The sequence below is a fragment of the Pseudomonas syringae genome (genome assembly GCF_021606685.1).
GTDB classification, from domain to species: domain Bacteria; phylum Pseudomonadota; class Gammaproteobacteria; order Pseudomonadales; family Pseudomonadaceae; genus Aquipseudomonas; species Aquipseudomonas syringae_R.
The window spans coordinates 1-18519 of sequence record NZ_WKCB01000101.1 but is presented as its reverse complement, the minus strand read 5'-3'; the positions used below and the strand labels follow the sequence as shown (position 1 = coordinate 18519).

General features: G+C 61.3%; 20 protein-coding genes. All 20 read left to right on the top strand.

The window, feature by feature from the left end; genetic code table 11:
• Positions 1-1323, top strand: a 1323-nt coding sequence (locus GIW02_RS24720; RefSeq protein WP_236422143.1) for a flagellar hook-length control protein FliK, incomplete at its 5' end; no start/stop codon positions are given.
• Between the two features lie 213 nt (positions 1324-1536).
• Positions 1537-2037 (top strand): flagellar basal body-associated protein FliL, encoded by a 501-nt coding sequence (gene fliL, locus GIW02_RS24715; RefSeq protein WP_236419418.1) that lies wholly within the window; start codon positions 1537-1539, stop codon positions 2035-2037.
• A 9-nt stretch (positions 2038-2046) separates the two neighbouring features.
• Positions 2047-3015, top strand: coding sequence for a flagellar motor switch protein FliM (gene fliM, locus GIW02_RS24710; protein ID WP_122717828.1), 969 nt, complete (start codon positions 2047-2049; stop codon positions 3013-3015).
• Between the two features lie 39 nt (positions 3016-3054).
• Complete coding sequence (gene fliN, locus GIW02_RS24705) at positions 3055-3522, top strand: flagellar motor switch protein FliN (RefSeq protein ID WP_122717827.1); 468 nt, start codon at positions 3055-3057, stop codon at positions 3520-3522.
• Position 3523: 1 nt separating this feature from the next.
• Positions 3524-3964 carry a flagellar biosynthetic protein FliO gene (gene fliO, locus GIW02_RS24700; RefSeq protein ID WP_236419417.1) on the top strand — a complete coding sequence of 147 codons (441 nt, stop codon included), beginning with the start codon at positions 3524-3526 and terminating at the stop codon, positions 3962-3964.
• Positions 3964-4707 (top strand): flagellar type III secretion system pore protein FliP, encoded by a 744-nt coding sequence (gene fliP, locus GIW02_RS24695; protein ID WP_236419416.1) that lies wholly within the window; start codon positions 3964-3966, stop codon positions 4705-4707. Before fliO ends, fliP begins: the two co-directional genes overlap by 1 nt.
• An 18-nt stretch (positions 4708-4725) precedes the next feature.
• Positions 4726-4995 (top strand): flagellar biosynthesis protein FliQ, encoded by a 270-nt coding sequence (fliQ, locus tag GIW02_RS24690; protein ID WP_010208761.1) that lies wholly within the window; start codon positions 4726-4728, stop codon positions 4993-4995.
• Between the two features lie 4 nt (positions 4996-4999).
• Positions 5000-5785 (top strand): flagellar biosynthetic protein FliR, encoded by a 786-nt coding sequence (gene fliR, locus GIW02_RS24685; RefSeq protein ID WP_236422141.1) that lies wholly within the window; start codon positions 5000-5002, stop codon positions 5783-5785.
• A gap of 3 nt (positions 5786-5788) precedes the next feature.
• Positions 5789-6925 carry a flagellar biosynthesis protein FlhB gene (gene flhB, locus GIW02_RS24680; protein WP_236418294.1) on the top strand — a complete coding sequence of 379 codons (1137 nt, stop codon included), beginning with the start codon at positions 5789-5791 and terminating at the stop codon, positions 6923-6925.
• A 128-nt stretch (positions 6926-7053) separates the two neighbouring features.
• Complete coding sequence (locus GIW02_RS24675; RefSeq protein WP_236418295.1) at positions 7054-7254, top strand: S1 domain-containing protein; 201 nt, start codon at positions 7054-7056, stop codon at positions 7252-7254.
• Positions 7255-7298: 44 nt separating this feature from the next.
• Entirely contained in the window at positions 7299-7502 is a 204-nt protein-coding gene (locus tag GIW02_RS24670; protein WP_236418296.1) for a cold-shock protein, read from the top strand.
• A gap of 303 nt (positions 7503-7805) precedes the next feature.
• Positions 7806-9920: a flagellar biosynthesis protein FlhA gene (flhA, locus tag GIW02_RS24665; RefSeq protein WP_268935580.1), complete on the top strand. Its 2115-nt coding sequence runs from the start codon at positions 7806-7808 to the stop codon at positions 9918-9920.
• Positions 9921-9932: 12 nt separating this feature from the next.
• Positions 9933-11249, top strand: a complete 1317-nt coding sequence (flhF, locus tag GIW02_RS24660; RefSeq protein ID WP_236418300.1) for a flagellar biosynthesis protein FlhF — start codon at positions 9933-9935, stop codon at positions 11247-11249.
• 106 nt (positions 11250-11355) lie between these two features.
• A complete protein-coding gene (gene fleN, locus GIW02_RS24655; RefSeq protein WP_003192912.1) occupies positions 11356-12189 on the top strand; it encodes a flagellar synthesis regulator FleN in 834 nt (277 codons plus the stop codon).
• Positions 12186-12926, top strand: a complete 741-nt coding sequence (fliA, locus tag GIW02_RS24650) for an RNA polymerase sigma factor FliA (RefSeq protein ID WP_016976604.1) — start codon at positions 12186-12188, stop codon at positions 12924-12926. The genes fleN and fliA overlap by 4 nt, the downstream gene beginning before the upstream one ends.
• Positions 12927-13096: 170 nt before the next feature.
• Positions 13097-13471 (top strand): chemotaxis response regulator CheY, encoded by a 375-nt coding sequence (locus tag GIW02_RS24645; RefSeq protein ID WP_015885173.1) that lies wholly within the window; start codon positions 13097-13099, stop codon positions 13469-13471.
• Positions 13472-13489: 18 nt separating this feature from the next.
• A complete protein-coding gene (locus GIW02_RS24640) occupies positions 13490-14278 on the top strand; it encodes a protein phosphatase CheZ (protein ID WP_236418302.1) in 789 nt (262 codons plus the stop codon).
• Between the two features lie 11 nt (positions 14279-14289).
• Positions 14290-16500 (top strand): chemotaxis protein CheA, encoded by a 2211-nt coding sequence (locus GIW02_RS24635; protein ID WP_236418304.1) that lies wholly within the window; start codon positions 14290-14292, stop codon positions 16498-16500.
• A 47-nt stretch (positions 16501-16547) separates the two neighbouring features.
• Complete coding sequence (locus GIW02_RS24630; RefSeq protein WP_236422140.1) at positions 16548-17687, top strand: protein-glutamate methylesterase/protein-glutamine glutaminase; 1140 nt, start codon at positions 16548-16550, stop codon at positions 17685-17687.
• Positions 17687-18427 (top strand): flagellar motor protein, encoded by a 741-nt coding sequence (locus GIW02_RS24625; protein WP_033900785.1) that lies wholly within the window; start codon positions 17687-17689, stop codon positions 18425-18427. Before GIW02_RS24630 ends, GIW02_RS24625 begins: the two co-directional genes overlap by 1 nt.
• Positions 18428-18519 lie beyond the last annotated feature (92 nt).

Genomic DNA, 18519 nt, shown 5'->3' with positions numbered 1-18519 from the left:
CTCGGAAATGGGTATAGAGGACAGCCTCAGGCCCCCGCCACCACTCAACCGGTTGCGGCTGCGGACCCACGGGACAAGGGCCCTGGCTTCGCTCAAGTGTTCGCCAACCAAGGCCCCAAACCCACCGTCAAGGCCGACGACAACTCGCCCAAACCCGCGCGGGACAAGCCGTCCGACACCAGTGCAAAACCCGCCGCCAGTAACGACAAGCCTGCCGCCGGCACGCCAGCGGTTGCCGATAGCGGCAATACCTTGCCTGCCACGCCGCCAGCCAAGGCCGACGACAGCGCGAGCCAAGAGAATGACGCCCCGGTCGACCCAACCCTGGTACAGCAACCCCCGACTGACCCCGTCGTCGACCCGGCACTGATTGCCGCCGTAACGCCAGTGGCCGTGCCGGTACCGGTCCCAGTGGAAACCCCGGCACCGGTTGCTGCCGCCAACGATGACAAGGCTCAACCCGTGGTCGCGGCGCCGATTGCAGTGACCGAGGAGGCCAAGCCGGTCTTCGACCCCGAGGCTGACCCCCTGGATGCCATGCCGGCCGTGCGCCTGGCGATGGAGCAGGGTGGCCATGTGTCCGCCAGCAGCCAGGCCCCGGCAAAAACCGCCCCGGCGCCGACCCAGGATCAGCCGACCGCCGCGCAGAACTTCGCCGCCGGCCTGGCCACCATGGTCGACCAGCAAGCCACCAAGGACAGCACGGATTCGGGTGGCGACAAGGCCTTCAGCGGCCTGATCGAAGACGGTCTCAAAGACCTCAAGAACGCCAGCAGCGACACCCGCGTCGATGACTTCGCCAATCGCCTGGCCGCGCTGACCCAGGCAGCTACGCCAAAAACCGCAAACGCTTTGCCGCCGGTGACGAATGCGCCGTTGGCCATGCACCAGAGCGGCTGGACTGACGAAATCGTCAACCGTGTGATGTACCTCTCCAGCGCCAACCTCAAGTCGGCGGAGATCCAGTTGCAGCCAGCCGAGCTGGGTCGTCTGGATATCAAAGTCAACATGACGGCCGACCAGCAGGCCCAGGTCAACTTCATGAGCGCCCATCCGGTGGTGCGTGAAGCGCTGGAAAGCCAGTCCGGCCGCCTGCGTGAGATGTTTGCGCAGCAGGGCATGGGCCAGGTGGACGTGAACGTGTCCGACCAGTCGCGTGGCCAGGAGCAGCAGCAACAGCAGGCCCAGACCCGTGGCGTGAGCGGCAGCAACGGGCGCAGCGGTGCTGACGGCGACAGCGGCAACCACATTGATGTGGCTGAGGCAGTCACGCCGGTAACCTCCACGGTGATCGGCTCCAGCGCCGTCGACTACTACGCCTGATTCAAGCCGTACAACGGCCAAAATGTGGGAGGGGGCTTGCCCCCGATAGCGGTGTATCAGTCACCAGATTAATAGACTGATACCCCCTCATCGGGGGCAAGCCCCCTCCCACATTTGATGTGCGGTGCTGCTGCTACCAGACAACTCTGGCATAACACTTGCTCTTGCCTTTCCGTAGATCTATGAATCCCCGAATAGTGACGGATTATTGGCATGGCGAAGAGCGACGACGCAGCAAAAGCACCCGCAGGCAAAGGTAAGCTCAAGCTTATTCTGTTGATAGTGGTGGGCCTGCTCCTGGCCATCGGCGCCTCGGTGGGTGGCACCTGGTACATCATGCACAGCAGTGCAAGCAAACCGGCACCCGCCGCCGAAACCGCCAGTAACGTCAAGCAACCGGCAATCTTCGAGCCGATGCTTCCGGCCTTCGTGGCCAACTTCAACCAGAATGGCCGTCAACGCTACCTGCAGGTGAGCATCACCTTGCTGGCGCGCAACGCCTCGGACCTGGATGCCCTCAAGGTGCACATGCCGGTTATCCGCAATAACCTGGTGATGCTGTTCTCCGCACAAAGCTTCGACACCCTGGCCACCCCGGTGGGCCAGGAAATGCTGCGCCAGAAGGTCACTGCCAGCGTGCAGGAAGTGGCCCAGAAGGAACTCGGCAAAGTCGTGGTCGAGCAGGCGCTCTTCACTAACTTCGTATTGCAGTAGGATCACGACATGGCCGTGCAAGACCTGCTGTCCCAGGATGAAATCGACGCGCTGTTGCATGGCGTCGACGATGGTCTGGTACAGACCGAAATGGCTGCCGAGCCCGGCAGCGTCAAAAGTTATGACCTGACCAGCCAGGATCGCATCGTCCGTGGACGTATGCCGACCCTGGAAATGATCAACGAACGGTTTGCCCGTTACACCCGTATCAGCATGTTCAACATGCTGCGCCGCTCGGCGGACGTGGCGGTGGGCGGTGTGCAGGTGATGAAGTTCGGTGAATACGTGCACTCGCTGTACGTGCCCACCAGCCTCAACCTGGTCAAGATCAAGCCGTTGCGCGGCACCGCGCTGTTCATTCTCGACGCCAAACTGGTGTTCAAGCTGGTGGACAACTTCTTCGGCGGCGACGGCCGTCATGCCAAGATCGAAGGCCGTGAGTTCACCCCCACCGAGTTGCGGGTAGTGCGCATGGTGCTGGAGCAGGCCTTCATCGACTTGAAGGAAGCCTGGCAGGCGATCATGGAAGTCAATTTCGAGTACATCAACTCGGAAGTGAACCCGGCCATGGCCAACATCGTCGGGCCCAGCGAAGCCATTGTGGTGTCCACCTTCCACATCGAACTCGATGGCGGTGGCGGCGACCTGCACGTGACCATGCCGTACTCGATGATCGAGCCGGTGCGCGAGATGCTCGACGCCGGTTTCCAGTCCGACCTCGACGACCAGGACGAGCGCTGGGTCAAGGCCCTGCGCGAAGACCTGCTGGACGTCGACGTACCCCTGAGCGCCACCGTGGCCCGTCGCCAGTTGCGCCTGCGCGATATTTTGCACATGGCGCCTGGGGACATCATCCCCGTCGAATTGCCGGAAGAAATGATCATGCGCGCCAACGGCGTGCCGTCGTTCAAGGTCAAGCTCGGTTCCCACAAGGGCAACCTGGCGCTGCAAGTGGTTGAGCCGATCAACCGCCGCTAATCCCTTATTTATGAATGCTTGCTTCGCCGAGGACATGTAATGGCTACCGAACACGAAAACACTTCCGCCGAAGACCAGGCCCTGGCTGACGAATGGGCTGCGGCCCTGGAAGAAACCGGCGATGTTGGCCAGGACGATATCGACGCCCTGTTGGCCGCCGACGCCGCCACCGCGCCGTCGAGCAATCGCCTGCCGATGGAAGAATTCGGCAGCGTGCCGAAAAACAACGACCCGGTGACCCTCGACGGCCCGAACCTGGATGTGATCCTGGATATCCCGGTGTCGATTTCCATGGAAGTGGGCAGTACCGAAATCAACATCCGCAACCTGCTGCAACTCAACCAGGGCTCGGTGATCGAGCTGGACCGCCTGGCCGGTGAGCCGCTGGATGTGTTGGTCAACGGCACGTTGATTGCTCACGGCGAAGTGGTGGTGGTCAACGAGAAGTTCGGTATCCGCCTGACCGACGTGATCAGCCCGAGCGAACGCATCAAGAAGTTGCGCTGAGATGAAGGGGTTGATGGCGGGACTGTTTCTGGCGCTGCCATTGAGCGCCCTGGCCGCGGAGCCGATCGCGCAAGCGGCGGCTGCCGCGCCGGTGGTCAACAGTGGTATCGGCGGGCAACTGACTCAGCTGGTGCTGGGCCTGTTGCTGGTGGTCGGGCTGATTTTTGTGCTGGCCTGGCTGATGCGCCGCGTGCAGAACGTGGGCCCGGGCAATGGGCAGGTGATCGAAATGATCGGCTCCCGTGCGCTGGGCCCGCGTGATCGACTGGTGCTGGTGCAAGTGGGTGAAGAACAGATCCTGCTGGGCATCACCCCTGGGCGCATCACCCCACTGCACGTGCTCAAGACTCCGGTGAGTGTTGACCAGTCCAAGCCCGCCACACCGGAATTCGCCCAGCGCCTGATGGAGTTGCTGGGCAAGGATCAGAAGGATAAGAAGTAATGCGCGTTTTATTGACGCTCATGCTGTTGCTGGCCGCGCCATTGGCGTTCGGCGCCGACCCGTTGTCGATTCCGGCGATTACGCTGGGGACCAACGCGGCGGGGGCGCAGGAGTATTCGGTCAGTCTGCAGATCTTGCTGATCATGACCGCGCTGAGCTTTATCCCGGCGTTCGTGATGCTGATGACCAGCTTCACGCGGATCATCATCGTGTTCTCGATCCTGCGCCAGGCCCTGGGCCTGCAGCAGACGCCGTCGAACCAGATCCTCACCGGCATGGCCTTGTTCCTGACCATGTTCATCATGGCGCCGGTGTTCGACAAGGTGAACCAGCAAGCCCTGCAGCCTTACCTGGCGGAAACCATTACCGCCCAGGTCGCAATCGACCGGGCCCAGGTGCCGATCAAGGACTTCATGTTGTCGCAGACCCGCTCCAGCGACCTAGAGCTGTTCATGCGCCTGTCCAAGCGTACCGACATCGCCACCCCGGACCAGGCGCCGCTGACTATCCTGGTGCCGGCGTTTGTGACGTCTGAACTGAAAACCGCATTCCAGATCGGCTTCATGATCTTTATTCCGTTCCTGATCATCGACCTGGTGGTGGCGAGCGTGTTGATGGCCATGGGTATGATGATGCTGTCGCCGCTGATCATCTCGTTGCCGTTCAAGATTATGTTGTTCGTGCTGGTGGACGGTTGGGCGCTGATTATCGGTACCCTGGCCGGCAGTTTCGGAGGGGTGTGATTTGTTAGGTGAAGCCGCATGACCCCAGAAGTAGCAGTCGACCTGTTCCGTGAAGCGCTGTGGCTGACCACCGTGATGGTCGCCGTGCTGGTGGTGCCAAGCCTGTTGGTGGGCCTGCTGGTGGCGATGTTCCAGGCCGCGACGCAGATCAACGAACAAACCCTGAGTTTCCTGCCGCGCCTGCTGGTGATGCTGGTCACCTTGATCGTTGCCGGCCCGTGGCTGGTGCAGACCTTCATGGAATACATCCTGCAGCTGTACGGCAGTATTCCGCAGTTGATCGGCTGACCCGATGCAGTCCTTGCTGGCATTGACCGACACCCAGATCAGCACCTGGGTGGCGTCCTTCATCCTGCCGCTGTTTCGCGTGACGGCAATGTTGATGGCCATGCCGGTCATCGGTACCACCCTGGTGCCACGGCGCGTGCGCCTGTACTTCGCCGTGGCAATCACCGTGGTGATTGTGCCTGGCTTGCCGCAGATGCCGCCGGTCAACGCCCTCGACCTCAGCGCCTTGATGCTGATTGCCGAACAGGTGCTGATCGGCGCCATGCTGGGCTTCTCCCTGAGTTTGTTTTTCCAGGCGTTCGTGATTGCCGGGCAAATCATTTCGATCCAGATGGGCATGGGGTTCGCCTCGATGGTCGACCCCACCAACGGCGTGTCGGCGGCGGTCATCGGGCAGTTCCTGACCATGCTGGTGACCTTGCTGTTTCTGGCGATGAACGGCCACCTGGTGGCGTTCGAGGTGCTCACCGAAAGCTTTACCACGTTGCCGGTGGGCTCGGGCCTGGTGGTCAATCACTTCTGGGAAGTGGTCGGGCGCCTCGGTTGGGTGCTGGGCGCTTCCTTGCTGCTGGTGTTGCCGGCGATCACCGCGTTGCTGGTGGTCAACATCGCGTTTGGCGTGATGACCCGCGCGGCGCCGCAGTTGAACATTTTCTCGATTGGTTTCCCGCTGACCCTTGTGTTGGGCATGGGGATTTTCTGGGTCGGCCTGGCTGACATTCTCAATCAGTATCAACCGCTGGCGACCGACGCCTTGCAGTTTTTACGTGACCTGGCACGGGCGCGCTGAGCCATGGCCGAGAGCGAGAGTGGTCAGGACAAAACAGAAGACCCCACGGAGAAACGTAAAAAGGACTCCCGGGAAAAGGGCGAGATTGCGCGCTCCAAAGAGCTGAATACCGTCGCCACCATGATGGCCGGCGCGGGCGGTTTGCTGATCTACGGCGGCGGCTTGGCCCTGGACCTGCTGGAGTTGATGAAGCACAACTTCACCTTGCCCCGCGAAGTGCTGCTCAACCCCGACTCCATGGGCCAGTACCTGCTGCATTCGGGCAAGATCGCGATCCTGGCGGTGCAGCCGATCCTGATTACCTTGCTGCTGGCCGCGCTGATCGGCCCGGTCGCCCTTGGCGGCTGGCTGTTCGCCGCCGGCAGCATGGCGCCCAAATTCAGCCGCATGAACCCGGCCGCCGGGCTCAAGCGGATGTTTTCCGCCAAGGCCTTGGTGGAGCTGCTCAAGGCCTTGGCCAAGTTCATCCTGATTCTGTTCGTGGCCCTCACGGTATTGTCGTCCGACATCGACGACCTGCTGCGCATCGCCCATGAGCCGCTGGAGTCGGCGATCATCCACAGTGTGCAGGTGGTGGGCTGGAGCGCGCTGTGGATGGCCGCCGGGCTGATCATCATTGCGGCGGTGGATGCACCGATCCAGCTGTGGGAAAGCCACAAGAAACTGCTGATGACCAAGCAGGAAGTGCGCGACGAGCACAAGGACCAAGAGGGCCGCCCCGAGGTCAAGCAGCGCATTCGACAGCTGCAGCGCGAAATGTCGCAACGCAAGATGATGGCCTCGGTGCCCGACGCCGACGTGGTCATCACCAACCCGACCCACTACGCCGTGGCCCTCAAGTACGACCCGGACAAGGGCGGTGCGCCGATGCTGCTGGCCAAGGGCGGCGACTTTACCGCGCTAAAAATCCGCGAAATCGCTGTGGCCAACGACATCCTGCTGCTGGAGTCGCCGGAGCTGGCGCGCTCGATCTTCTATTCCACCGACCTTGACCAGGAAATCCCCGCCGGGCTGTACCTGGCCGTTGCCCAGGTGTTGGCGTACGTCTATCAGATCCGCCAATACCGCGCCGGCAAGGGCAAGCGGCCTGATCCGCTCAAAGACCTGCCGATTCCGCCGGACCTGCGCCGCGATTCTTGATTGCCACCGTGTCATTCATCTGAAAAGCCCCCACCCTGTCAACTTTGACAGTAGCCAGCCTTCCGGTATGGCGGTTTTATACCCGCTCAACTGTGCGCGCGCTGTTAGCAGATTCAGGAGAAGTGGCTATGAACGTGGTGACGGGAACAGTCAAATCCTATGATCAACTGACCCACGAAGGCTTGATCGTGCTGGATGGTGGAGAAGAGGAAGTGTGGGTAGATGGCCTCGGCTCGAAGGACATTGAGCTTTCAGCGGGGCTTAAAGTGGAGCTTCAAATGATCCATCGGCCTACGGGTGTGTACGCATCGAGCCTCAGGCTGATCTAGCCGCACCTGTGCGGGTCCTTGAACGAAGTGTGCGGAGAGCGGCAATGGCAACGGGCACTGTGAAATGGTTTAACAAGGAAAAGGGCTTTGGGTTTATTACCCAGGACGGCGGTGGCACGGATGTTTTTGTGCACTTTTCGGCGATCCGGGGTGACGGGTTCAAGACGCTCGAAGACAACCAGAAGGTTGAGTTCGATGTCGAGACCGGACAAAAAGGGCCTCAGGCTGTGAACGTGCGACTCGCGTGAAAACTCACTGATTGCTCGTCCCCCCGCTAGTGCTGGACGCGTACAAAGCCAAATGTGGGAGGGGGCTTGCCCCCGATGAGGGTGTGTCAGTGGATAAATCTTTAACTGACCCAATGCCATCGGGGGCAAGCCCCCTCCCACATTTTGATTGGTTTACAGCCGATAAAGCCTGGGTGGTTGTTAGCGATCCACGTGCTGAAGCAAAAGTTGGAAGGCTTCTTGCAATACCGCCTCCAGGACGCCTCCCGGCGTCAAAAGTTTGCTTCAAGGAAACGAGGAATACCGGTGGTGGATCGCTCTCAAATGCTCGGCACGGCCCGTACCACCCTGACTGACCTCTCGCGGGGCAATCTGGGTGTGCCGTTGTTGTTGCTGGTGATGCTGGCAATGATGATGTTGCCGATGCCGCCGTTCCTGCTGGACGTGTTCTTCACCTTCAACATTGCCTTGTCGGTCGTGGTGCTGCTGGTCTGCGTGTACGCCCTGCGGCCGCTGGATTTTGCCGTGTTCCCGACCATCCTGCTGGTGGCGACCTTGCTGCGCCTGGCGCTCAACGTGGCCTCCACCCGTGTGGTCATGCTGCACGGCCAGGACGGCCATGCCGCCGCCGGTAAGGTGATCCAGGCCTTCGGTGAAGTGGTGATCGGCGGTAACTACGTGGTCGGTATCGTGGTGTTCGCGATCCTCATGATCATCAACTTTGTCGTAGTGACCAAAGGTGCCGGGCGAATCTCCGAGGTGAGTGCGCGGTTCACCCTCGACGCGATGCCCGGCAAACAAATGGCCATCGACGCCGACCTCAACGCCGGCCTGATCGACCAGAACCAAGCCAAATCCCGCCGCCTGGAAGTGGCCCAGGAAGCCGAGTTCTACGGTTCCATGGACGGTGCCAGCAAATTTGTGCGCGGTGACGCCATTGCCGGCCTGCTGATTCTGTTCATCAACCTCATCGGCGGCATGGCGGTGGGTATCTTCCAGCACGGCATGACCTTCGGCGATGCGGGCAAGGTGTACGCCCTGCTGACCATTGGTGACGGTTTAGTGGCGCAATTGCCATCACTGTTGTTATCCACAGCTGCCGCGATCATGGTGACCCGTGCTTCGGGCTCCGAAGACATGGGCAAGCAGATCAGCCGTCAGATGTTCGCCTCGCCCAAAGCGCTGGCTGTGGCGGCGGGCATCATGGCGATCATGGGTATCGTGCCGGGCATGCCGCATGTGTCGTTCCTCAGCATGGCGGCATTGGCCGGTGGCGGCGCCTACCTGTTCTGGAAGAAGCAGAACCAGGTCAAGGTGATCGCTCAGCAAGAGATCGCGCGCCAGCAGGAGCTGCTGCCATCGCCGGCCCGCGCCCAGGAAACCAAGGAGTTGGGCTGGGATGACGTGACCCCGATCGACATGATCGGCCTGGAAGTCGGCTATCGCCTGATTCCCCTGGTAGACCGTAACCAGGGCGGCCAATTGCTCGCGCGGATCAAGGGCGTGCGCAAGAAGCTGTCCCAGGACCTGGGCTTTTTGATGCCGACCGTGCACATCCGCGACAACCTCGACCTGGCGCCCAGCGCCTACCGCCTGACCCTGATGGGGGTGATCCTGGCCGAAGCCGAGATTTACCCGGACCGCGAGCTGGCGATCAACCCAGGGCAAGTATTCGGCAGCCTCAACGGTATTACCGCCAAAGATCCGGCTTTTGGCCTGGAGGCGGTCTGGATCGAAATCAGCCAGCGCAGCCAGGCGCAGTCCCTGGGCTACACCGTGGTGGACGCCAGCACCGTGGTCGCCACCCACCTCAACCAGATTCTGTACAAGCACTCCCACGAGCTGATCGGCCACGAAGAAGTCCAGCAATTGATGGGTTTGCTCGGCAAAGCCTCGCCAAAACTCGCCGAGGAGCTGGTGCCGGGCGTGTTGTCGTTGTCGCAACTGCTCAAGGTGTTGCAGGCGCTGCTGGCCGAACAGGTACCGGTGCGCGACATCCGCAGCATTGCCGAGGCCATCGCCAACAATGCCGCCAAGAGTCAAGATACTGCCGCGCTGGTGGCTGCGGTGCGCGTCGGATTGTCCCGTGCAATCGTCCAAAGCATTGTAGGGCTTGACTCCGAGCTGCCTGTGATCACCTTGGAACCAAGGTTGGAACAAATATTGCTCAATAGTATTCAGAAGGCAGGACAAGGCCAGGAAGAGGGCGTTCTGCTGGAGCCAAGCATGGCTGAGAAACTGCAGCGTTCGTTGATCGACGCCGCACAGCGCCAGGAAATGCAGGGCCAACCGGTGATTCTGCTGGTGGCCGGCCCCGTCCGGGCGATGTTGTCGCGGTTTGGGCGTCTGGCAGTACCGAATTTGCACGTTTTGGCTTATCAGGAAATTCCTGACAACAAGCAAGTGACTATCGTCGCGACAGTAGGGCCCAACGGCTGAGGGTAGTGGGTTATGCAAGTTAAGCGTTTTTTCGCCGCCGATATGCGTCAGGCCATGAAACTGGTACGTGACGAGCTGGGCGCCGACGCCGCGATTATCGGTAACCGTCGTATTGCCGGCGGTGTCGAACTGACGGCTGCCCTGGACTACACCCCCTCGGCGCTGGCGCCGCGCGTACCGAACATGGAACTCGAAGACGAGTTGCGCAAGACCGCCTCGCGCATTGTCTCGGCCCAGGCCGAACTGAGCATGCGTGGCGACAGCGATGCCAGCACCAACCGTCAGTTGTTTGCCGGCTTGCCGTTGACCGCCGCCGAGCCGCTGGTTGAGCCGACGTTCGTTGAACCGCCACGTCCTGCAGCGCCAGCCCAGGCTGCCGCAGTCGACCAGCGTGTGTTCGACTCGATGCGCTTTGAACTCAATGGCCTGCGCGAGCTGCTGGAAGTCCAACTGGGCTCGTTGGCGTGGACCCAGTTGCAAGGCAGCAAGCCGCAACAGGCCAACCTGTGGCGTCGCCTGCAACGCATTGGCCTGTCCGGCCCGTTGTCCCGTGACCTGCTGGCCCTGACCACTGAAATCGAAGAGCCTCGCCAGGCCTGGCGCATGTTGCTGGCGCACTTGGCGCGGATGATCGTCACCCCGGAAATCGAGCCGCTGGAAGAGGGCGGTGTGATCGCCATGGTCGGCCCTGCCGGCATGGGCAAGACCACCACCCTGGCCAAGCTGGCGGCGCGGTATGTGCTCAAGTACGGCGCTTCGAACATCGCGCTGGTGAGCATGGACAGCTACCGCATTGGCGCCCAGGAGCAGCTCAAGACCCTGGGCCGTATTTTGAATGTGCCGGTGACCCACGTAGACCCGGGCCAGTCCTTGGCGAACGCCCTCGACCCGCTGCTGCGCAAGCGCGTGGTACTGATCGACACCGCCGGCCTGCAAGCCAGCGATCCGGCGTTGCGCATGCAACTGGAAAGCCTGGCCGGGCGTGGCATCAAGTCAAAAAATTACCTGGTGCTTGCAACCACCAGTCAGAAACAGGTTCTTACCGCTGCGTACCACAGTTACAAGCGCTGCGGCCTGGCCGGCTGCATTCTCACCAAGCTCGATGAAACCGCGAGCCTGGGCGAGGTCTTGAGCCTGGCCATCAGCCACGAATTGCCGGTCGCCTACCTGACCGACGGGCCACGGATCCCGGATGATCTGCATCTGCCGCGCCGTCATCAGTTGGTCAGCCGCGCAGTCAGCGTGCAAATGCAAGAAGAGCCTAGCGAGGAAGCGATGGCCGATATGTTCGCCGACCTTTACCACAACCCGGCAAAGCGGGTGGGTTGAGGTCAGGATGAACACCGTGAAATGTACCTACATTGATGGTCTGCAAGCGATTCACGCGGCCAAGCCATGTAGCCTGCGTCTAAGCAAGACAAGGTAAAGAAATAAAATGGGCAGCATGCATCCCGTACAGGTGATCGCGGTGACCGGCGGCAAAGGTGGCGTCGGGAAAACTAACGTGTCAGTGAATTTGTCCCTGGCCCTGGCAGAGCTTGGCCGTCGCGTCATGCTGCTGGATGCTGACCTGGGGCTGGCGAACGTCGACGTTCTGCTGGGGCTGACGCCCAAACACACGCTTGCCGATGTGATCGAGGGCCGCTGCGAGCTGCGCGATGTGCTGCTGCAAGGCCCGGGTGGCATCCGCATCGTGCCGGCTGCCTCCGGCACCCAGAGCATGGTGCACCTGAGCCCGGCGCAGCATGCCGGCCTGATCCAGGCCTTCAGTGATATCGGCGACAACCTCGACGTGCTGGTGATCGACACCGCCGCCGGGATCGGCGAGTCCGTGGTCAGCTTCGTGCGCGCCGCGCAGGAAGTGCTGCTGGTGGTTTGCGATGAACCCACCTCGATCACCGACGCCTACGCCCTGATCAAACTGCTTAACCGTGACTACGGCATGAACCGCTTCCGGGTGCTGGCCAACATGGCCCAAAGCCCGCAAGAGGGGCGAAACCTGTTCGCCAAGTTGACCAAGGTCACGGATCGCTTTCTCGATGTCGCCTTACAATACGTCGGCGCAGTTCCCTACGACGAGTGTGTGCGCAAGGCTGTGCAAAAGCAGCGTGCAGTCTACGAAGCGTTCCCTCGTTCCAAATGCGCATTGGCGTTCAAGGCTATTGCCCAGAAGGTCGATACCTGGCCGTTGCCTGCCAACCCGCGTGGGCATCTGGAGTTTTTCGTCGAGCGATTGGTGCATCAGACGAGCGCAGGACCCGTGCTATGACAGCGACCGGCTACAACGCGTACAAGAAGTCTGCCCGTGACAGCCAGGGTGAGTTGATCGAGCGCTATGCGCCCTTGGTCAAGCGCATTGCCTATCACTTGCTGGCACGCCTGCCCGCCAGCGTTCAGGTCGAAGACCTGATCCAGGCGGGCATGATCGGCCTGCTCGAAGTGTCGACCAAATACGACGCGAGCAAAGGCGCGAGTTTCGAGACGTATGCGGGTATCCGCATACGTGGCGCGATGCTCGACGAAGTGCGCAAAGGTGACTGGGCGCCGCGTTCGGTGCATCGCAATACGCGCATGGTCAGTGACGCAATTCGCGCAATTGAAGCAAAAACCGGTCGCGACGCTAAAGATCACGAAGTTGCGGCCGAACTCCAATTGAGTCTCGACGATTACTACGGGATTTTGAACGATACCTTGGGCAGCCGCCTGTTCAGTTTCGACGACCTGCTGCAGGACGGCGAACACGAGGGGCTGCACGAGGACGGCGCGAGCGCTCATATGGAGCCATCGCGCGACCTGGAAGATGAACGCTTCCAGGGCGCCCTGGCGGACGCGATTGCCAATTTGCCGGAGCGTGAGCGGCTGGTGTTGGCGCTGTACTACGACGAAGAGCTGAACCTCAAGGAAATCGGTGAGGTCCTGGGGGTCAGCGAATCGCGGGTCAGCCAGTTGCACAGCCAGTGCGCAGCCCGCTTGCGGGGGCGTTTGGGAGAGTGGCGAGCGCGCTGACAGGCAGTGTTGGGGAGCACTGCAGACGAGACCGCGAGGGTGATTGACCTTCGCGGGTTCGACCCGTTGTGTCCCCGGCAGTCCTTTTTGTGTAATGCCTGTTGATTGAAATGGCGCGTCCAGGTGCTGGGCGCGTTTAAGACTGCTTGGAGGTCGAATTGGACAAGAACATGAAAATCCTCATCGTTGATGACTTCTCAACGATGCGGCGGATCATAAAAAACCTGTTGCGTGACCTTGGGTTCACTAACACGGTCGAGGCGGATGACGGCATTACGGCGATTCCGATCCTCAACAGCGGGAGCATCGACTTTCTGGTAACAGACTGGAACATGCCGGGCATGACCGGTATCGACCTGCTGCGCCACGTGCGCGCTGACGAAAAGCTGCGCAGCCTGCCTGTGCTGATGGTGACCGCCGAAGCCAAGCGTGAACAGATCATCGAAGCCGCCCAAGCCGGGGTTAACGGTTACGTGGTCAAGCCATTCACTGCATTGGCCTTGAAAGAGAAGATCGAAAAAATCTTCGAACGCATCCACGGCTAATGCCATCGCGGGGGAGCTATGGAGCATAAAGAAACGTCACAGGGAGACTTTGAGTCGACCCTGAAAAAGCATGCTCACCAGTTGGTCGACAGCCTTGAAAAAGGCCAGTTCGGCGACGCGGTGCAGTTGATCCATGAGCTCAACCAGACCCGTGACCGCGGCCTGTACCAGGAAGTGGGCAAGCTCACACGCGAGCTGCACAGTGCGATCGTCAATTTCCAGATTGACCCGCATATGCCCCAGGCCGAAGAAATCTCGCAAATCACTGATGCCACCGAACGCCTGTCCTATGTGGTCAGGCTGACTGAGGCGGCGGCCAACCGCACCATGGACCTGGTAGAAAACGCCACGCCCCTGGTCAACGGCATGGCCACTGAAGCCCAGGCCCTGAGCCACGACTGGGGCCGTTTCATGCGCCGTGAAGTGGGCGCTGAAGAGTTTCGTGAATTGGCGCGTCGGGTCGAAGGGTTCTTGTCACGCAGCGAGCAGGAAAACCGCACGGTTTCCAGCAACCTCAACGACATTCTGCTTGCCCAGGATTACCAGGACCTCACCGGTCAGGTGATCAAGCGTGTGACCCAGTTGGTCACCGAAGTGGAAAGCAACTTGCTCAAATTGGTGCTTATGGCAGGCCAGGTTGACCGTTTTGCCGGCATCGAACATGACCGCGAAGCGATCCTCTCGGAAAAAGATCCAAAAAAACATCTCGCCAAGGGTGAAGGTCCGCAGATTCATGCCGATAAACGTGAAGACGTTGTGTCAGGTCAGGATGACGTAGATGACCTGTTATCCAGTTTAGGCTTCTAAGGAGCACCCACATGAGCTTCGGCGCCGATGAAGAAATCCTTCAGGATTTCCTTGTAGAGGCCGGCGAAATTTTAGAGCAACTGTCCGAACAACTGGTCGAGCTGGAAAGCCGCCCGGATGATGCGAACCTGCTCAATGCAATTTTTCGCGGTTTTCACACTGTAAAAGGGGGCGCCGGCTTCCTCCAGCTCCATGAGCTGGTGGAGTGCTGCCACATCGCCGAGAACGTGTTCGACATCCTGCGCAAGGGTGAGCGTCACGTTGATTCGGAATTGATGGACGTGATTCTCGAAGCACTGGATGCGGTCAACGGCATGTTCAGCGAAGTGCGCGAACGTGCACCGATCACGGCCGCGACGCCGGAACTGCTGGCCGCCCTGGCGCGCTATGCGGAGCCGGCCGACCTGTCCGCTGCGCCGGTCGTTGAAGCTGCGCCAGAGCCTGTGGCTGAGCCTGAAGCGGATGTGACGGACAGCGAGTTCGAGCAGTTGCTCAACTCCCTCAATGCCGTCAAAGCCGAGGCTGAAGCACCGGCGGCAGTTGCTGCACCGGCCGCGCCGACCAGCGAAGACATCACTGACGCAGAGTTCGAATCCCTGCTCGACCAGTTGCACGGCAAAGGCCAGTTCGCTGCCGACGCCGTGGCACCTGCTGCTGCCGCCGAAGCGCCTGCCGCCTCGGCCAGCACCGACATTACCGATGACGAATTCGAAGCGTTGCTCGACCAACTGCATGGCAAAGGCACGTTTGCGGCCGACGCTTTGCCGGAAGTCGCGGCAGCCCCTGCGCCAGTCTCTGCGCCATCTGCCAATGCCGCACCGGCTGGCGACGGGCTGATCTCCGATCACGAATTCGAAGCGCTGCTGGACGATTTGCACGGCAAGGGCAAGTTCACCGAAGTGGCCCCGGCCGCTGCTGCAGCCGTTGCCACGGCGGCACCGGTTGCCGCCAAAGCCGCAGCGCCGGCCGCCAAGCCTGCGCCTGCCCCGGCAGCAGCCCCGGCCCCAGCGCGTGCCGCTGCGGCGCCAGTGGCGGAGAAACCTGCGAGTGAAGCCGAAACCACCGTGCGGGTCGATACCGCGCGCCTGGACGACATCATGAACATGGTCGGCGAACTGGTACTGGTGCGTAACCGCCTGGTCCGCCTGGGCCTGACCAGCGGCGATGAAGCCATGCAGAAAGCCGTGTCGAACCTCGACGTGGTGACTGCCGACCTGCAGACCGCCGTGATGAAAACGCGGATGCAGCCGATCAAGAAAGTCTTCGGTCGCTTCCCGCGTCTGGTTCGCGACCTGGCACGCCAGCTCAAGAAAGAGATCAACCTGGAACTGGTGGGCGAAGAAACCGACCTCGACAAAAACCTTGTCGAGGCCTTGGCCGATCCGCTGGTCCACTTGGTGCGCAACGCCGTCGACCACGGCGTGGAAACCCCTGAAGAACGCGAAGCCTCGGGCAAGTCGCGTAACGGCAAGGTGATCCTGGCGGCCGAGCAAGAAGGCGACCACATCCTGCTGTCGATCACCGATGACGGCAAGGGCATGGACCCGACCATTCTGCGCAATATCGCGGTCAAGCGTGGCGTGATGGACAAGGACGCCGCGGACCGCCTGACCGATACCGAGTGCTACAACCTGATCTTCGCCCCGGGCTTCTCGACCAAGACCGAGATTTCCGACGTGTCCGGTCGTGGCGTGGGCATGGACGTGGTGAAGACCAAGATCAGCCAGCTCAACGGCTCGATCAACATTTACTCGACCAAGGGCCAGGGCTCGAAGATCGTCATCAAGGTGCCGTTGACCTTGGCGATCATGCCGACCCTGATGGTGATGCTGGGCAACCAGGCGTTCGCCTTCCCGCTGGTCAACGTCAACGAGATCTTCCACCTCGACCTGTCGCGCACCAACGTGGTGGACGGCCAGGAAGTGGTGATCGTGCGCGACAAGGCGTTGCCACTGTTCTACCTCAAGCGTTGGCTGGTGGCATCGGCTGCCCATGAAGAGCAGCGCGAAGGTCATGTGGTGATTCTCTCCGTGGGCACCCAGCGTATCGGCTTTGTGGTCGACCAACTGGTGGGTCAGGAAGAAGTGGTCATCAAGCCTTTGGGCAAAATGCTGCAGGGAACCCCGGGCATGTCGGGTGCGACCATCACCGGTGACGGTCGGATCGCGCTGATTCTCGATGTTCCGAGCATGCTCAAGCGTTACGCCGCTCGGCGTATTTGATTCTGGTGGGGCAGGGCGGTTCGCCCGCCCCGCCTAACGGAGTGTTTATGGCAGTCAAGGTCCTGGTGGTGGACGATTCGGGTTTCTTCCGCCGCCGCGTCTCGGAAATTCTTTCCGCCGATCCAACGATTCAGGTGATCGGCACGGCCACAAACGGCAAAGAGGCGATTGATCAGGCCATTGCGTTGAAACCTGACGTAATCACCATGGACTACGAGATGCCGATGATGGATGGCATCACGGCTGTGCGCCATATCATGCAGCGCTGCCCGACCCCGGTGTTGATGTTCTCCTCGCTGACCCACGAAGGTGCCCGGGTCACTCTGGATGCGCTGGACGCCGGTGCGGTGGACTTCCTGCCGAAAAATTTCGAAGACATCTCGCGCAACCCCGAGAAGGTCAAGCAACTGCTGTGCGAGAAAGTCCACAGTATTTCCCGCAGTAACCGCCGCAGCCTGTTCAGCACGCCAGCCCCGACCCCGGCGCCGGTGGCTGCACCCGCGCCTGCACCCGCCTCCTCATTCGGTCGCCCGGCCCCGGCCCCCGCACCGGTTGCACGGCCGGCGCCGCCGCCAGTGCGCACGCCGGCGCCTGCTGCTGCGCATTCGCCGGCGCCCAAGCGCAAGGCCTACAAGCTGGTTGCCATTGGCACCTCGACGGGTGGCCCGGTGGCCCTGCAACGGGTGTTGACCCAATTGCCGGCCAACTTCCCGGCGCCGATCGTGTTGATCCAGCACATGCCGGCGGCGTTCACAAAGGCCTTCGCCGAGCGCCTGGACAAGCTGTGCCGCATCAGCGTCAAGGAAGCCGAGGATGGCGACATCCTGCGTCCTGGCCTGGCGTTGCTGGCCCCTGGCGGCAAGCAGATGATGGTGGACGGGCGTGGCGCGATCAAAATCCTGCCGGGCGATGAGCGCCTGAACTACAAACCGTGTGTGGATATCACCTTCGGTTCGGCGGCCAAGTCCTACGGCGACAAAGTTCTGGCGGTGGTACTCACCGGCATGGGCGCCGACGGCCGTGAAGGCGCGCGCCTGCTCAAGCAGGGCGGCAGCGCCATCTGGGCCCAGGACGAAGCCAGCTGCGTGATCTATGGCATGCCCATGGCGATCGTCAAGGCAGACCTGGCCGACGCCGTCTACAGCCTGGACGACATCGGCAAGCACCTGGTGGAGGCCTGCCTCTGATGGATGTCTTGAGCCTGATCGGCATCATCATGGCGTTTGTCGCGATCATCGGCGGCAACTACCTCGAAGGCGGCCACCTCGGTGCCCTGGCCAACGGCCCGGCGGCGCTGATCGTGATCGGCGGTACCGTGGGCGCGGCGTTGCTGCAGTCGCCGATGAGTTCGTTCAAGCGTGCGATGCAGATCCTGATCTGGATCATCTTCCCGCCGCGCGTGGACCTGCCGGGCGGCATCGACCGGGTGGTCAACTGGAGCCTTACCGCCCGCAAGGAAGGCCTGCTGGGCCTGGAAGGCGTGGCCGATGCCGAGCCCGACAGCTACGCGCGCAAAGGCCTGCAGTTGCTGGTGGACGGTGCCGAACCCGAAGCGATCCGCAGCATCCTCGAGGTGGATTTCTACACCCAGGAAAGCCGCGATATCAACGCCGCCAAAGTCTACGAAAGCATGGGCGGCTACGCGCCGACCATCGGCATCATCGGTGCAGTGATGGGCCTGATCCACGTGATGGGCAACCTGGCCGACCCTTCGCAACTGGGCAGCGGGATTGCCGTGGCGTTTGTGGCCACCATCTACGGCGTGGCCAGTGCCAACCTGGTGCTGTTGCCGGTGGCCAGCAAGCTCAAGTCGATTGCCATGCGCCAGTCGCGTTATCGCGAAATGCTGCTCGAAGGCATTCTGTCGATTGCCGAGGGCGAGAACCCGCGCTCCATCGAATTGAAGCTCCAGGGCTTCATGGATTGATGGCCATGGATACCAATGGGTGGACGGCCTTTTTGTGGCGACGGTGGGTGCGGCTTCCGGGCGGGTGGCGGGAGCCCGTGCCGGCACAGCGG

Excerpts from the sequence above, each read along its gene's own strand:
- GIW02_RS24630 (WP_236422140.1), top strand. The coding sequence starts at position 16,548 with ATGGCAGTCAAGGTCCTGGTGGTGGACGATTCGGGTTTCTTCCGCCGC.
- flhF (WP_236418300.1), top strand. The coding sequence starts at position 9,933 with ATGCAAGTTAAGCGTTTTTTCGCCGCCGATATGCGTCAGGCCATGAAA.
- fliA (WP_016976604.1), top strand. The coding sequence starts at position 12,186 with ATGACAGCGACCGGCTACAACGCGTACAAGAAGTCTGCCCGTGACAGC.
- flhA (WP_268935580.1), top strand. The coding sequence starts at position 7,806 with ATGCTCGGCACGGCCCGTACCACCCTGACTGACCTCTCGCGGGGCAAT.
- GIW02_RS24635 (WP_236418304.1), top strand. The coding sequence starts at position 14,290 with ATGAGCTTCGGCGCCGATGAAGAAATCCTTCAGGATTTCCTTGTAGAG.
- GIW02_RS24675 (WP_236418295.1), top strand. The coding sequence starts at position 7,054 with ATGAACGTGGTGACGGGAACAGTCAAATCCTATGATCAACTGACCCAC.
- GIW02_RS24640 (WP_236418302.1), top strand. The coding sequence starts at position 13,490 with ATGGAGCATAAAGAAACGTCACAGGGAGACTTTGAGTCGACCCTGAAA.
- flhB (WP_236418294.1), top strand. The coding sequence starts at position 5,789 with ATGGCCGAGAGCGAGAGTGGTCAGGACAAAACAGAAGACCCCACGGAG.
- fliP (WP_236419416.1), top strand. The coding sequence starts at position 3,964 with ATGCGCGTTTTATTGACGCTCATGCTGTTGCTGGCCGCGCCATTGGCG.
- fliO (WP_236419417.1), top strand. The coding sequence starts at position 3,524 with ATGAAGGGGTTGATGGCGGGACTGTTTCTGGCGCTGCCATTGAGCGCC.
- GIW02_RS24625 (WP_033900785.1), top strand. The coding sequence starts at position 17,687 with ATGGATGTCTTGAGCCTGATCGGCATCATCATGGCGTTTGTCGCGATC.
- fliR (WP_236422141.1), top strand. The coding sequence starts at position 5,000 with ATGCAGTCCTTGCTGGCATTGACCGACACCCAGATCAGCACCTGGGTG.
- fleN (WP_003192912.1), top strand. The coding sequence starts at position 11,356 with ATGGGCAGCATGCATCCCGTACAGGTGATCGCGGTGACCGGCGGCAAA.
- fliM (WP_122717828.1), top strand. The coding sequence starts at position 2,047 with ATGGCCGTGCAAGACCTGCTGTCCCAGGATGAAATCGACGCGCTGTTG.
- fliL (WP_236419418.1), top strand. The coding sequence starts at position 1,537 with ATGGCGAAGAGCGACGACGCAGCAAAAGCACCCGCAGGCAAAGGTAAG.
- fliQ (WP_010208761.1), top strand. The coding sequence starts at position 4,726 with ATGACCCCAGAAGTAGCAGTCGACCTGTTCCGTGAAGCGCTGTGGCTG.
- GIW02_RS24645 (WP_015885173.1), top strand. The coding sequence starts at position 13,097 with ATGAAAATCCTCATCGTTGATGACTTCTCAACGATGCGGCGGATCATA.
- fliN (WP_122717827.1), top strand. The coding sequence starts at position 3,055 with ATGGCTACCGAACACGAAAACACTTCCGCCGAAGACCAGGCCCTGGCT.
- GIW02_RS24670 (WP_236418296.1), top strand. The coding sequence starts at position 7,299 with ATGGCAACGGGCACTGTGAAATGGTTTAACAAGGAAAAGGGCTTTGGG.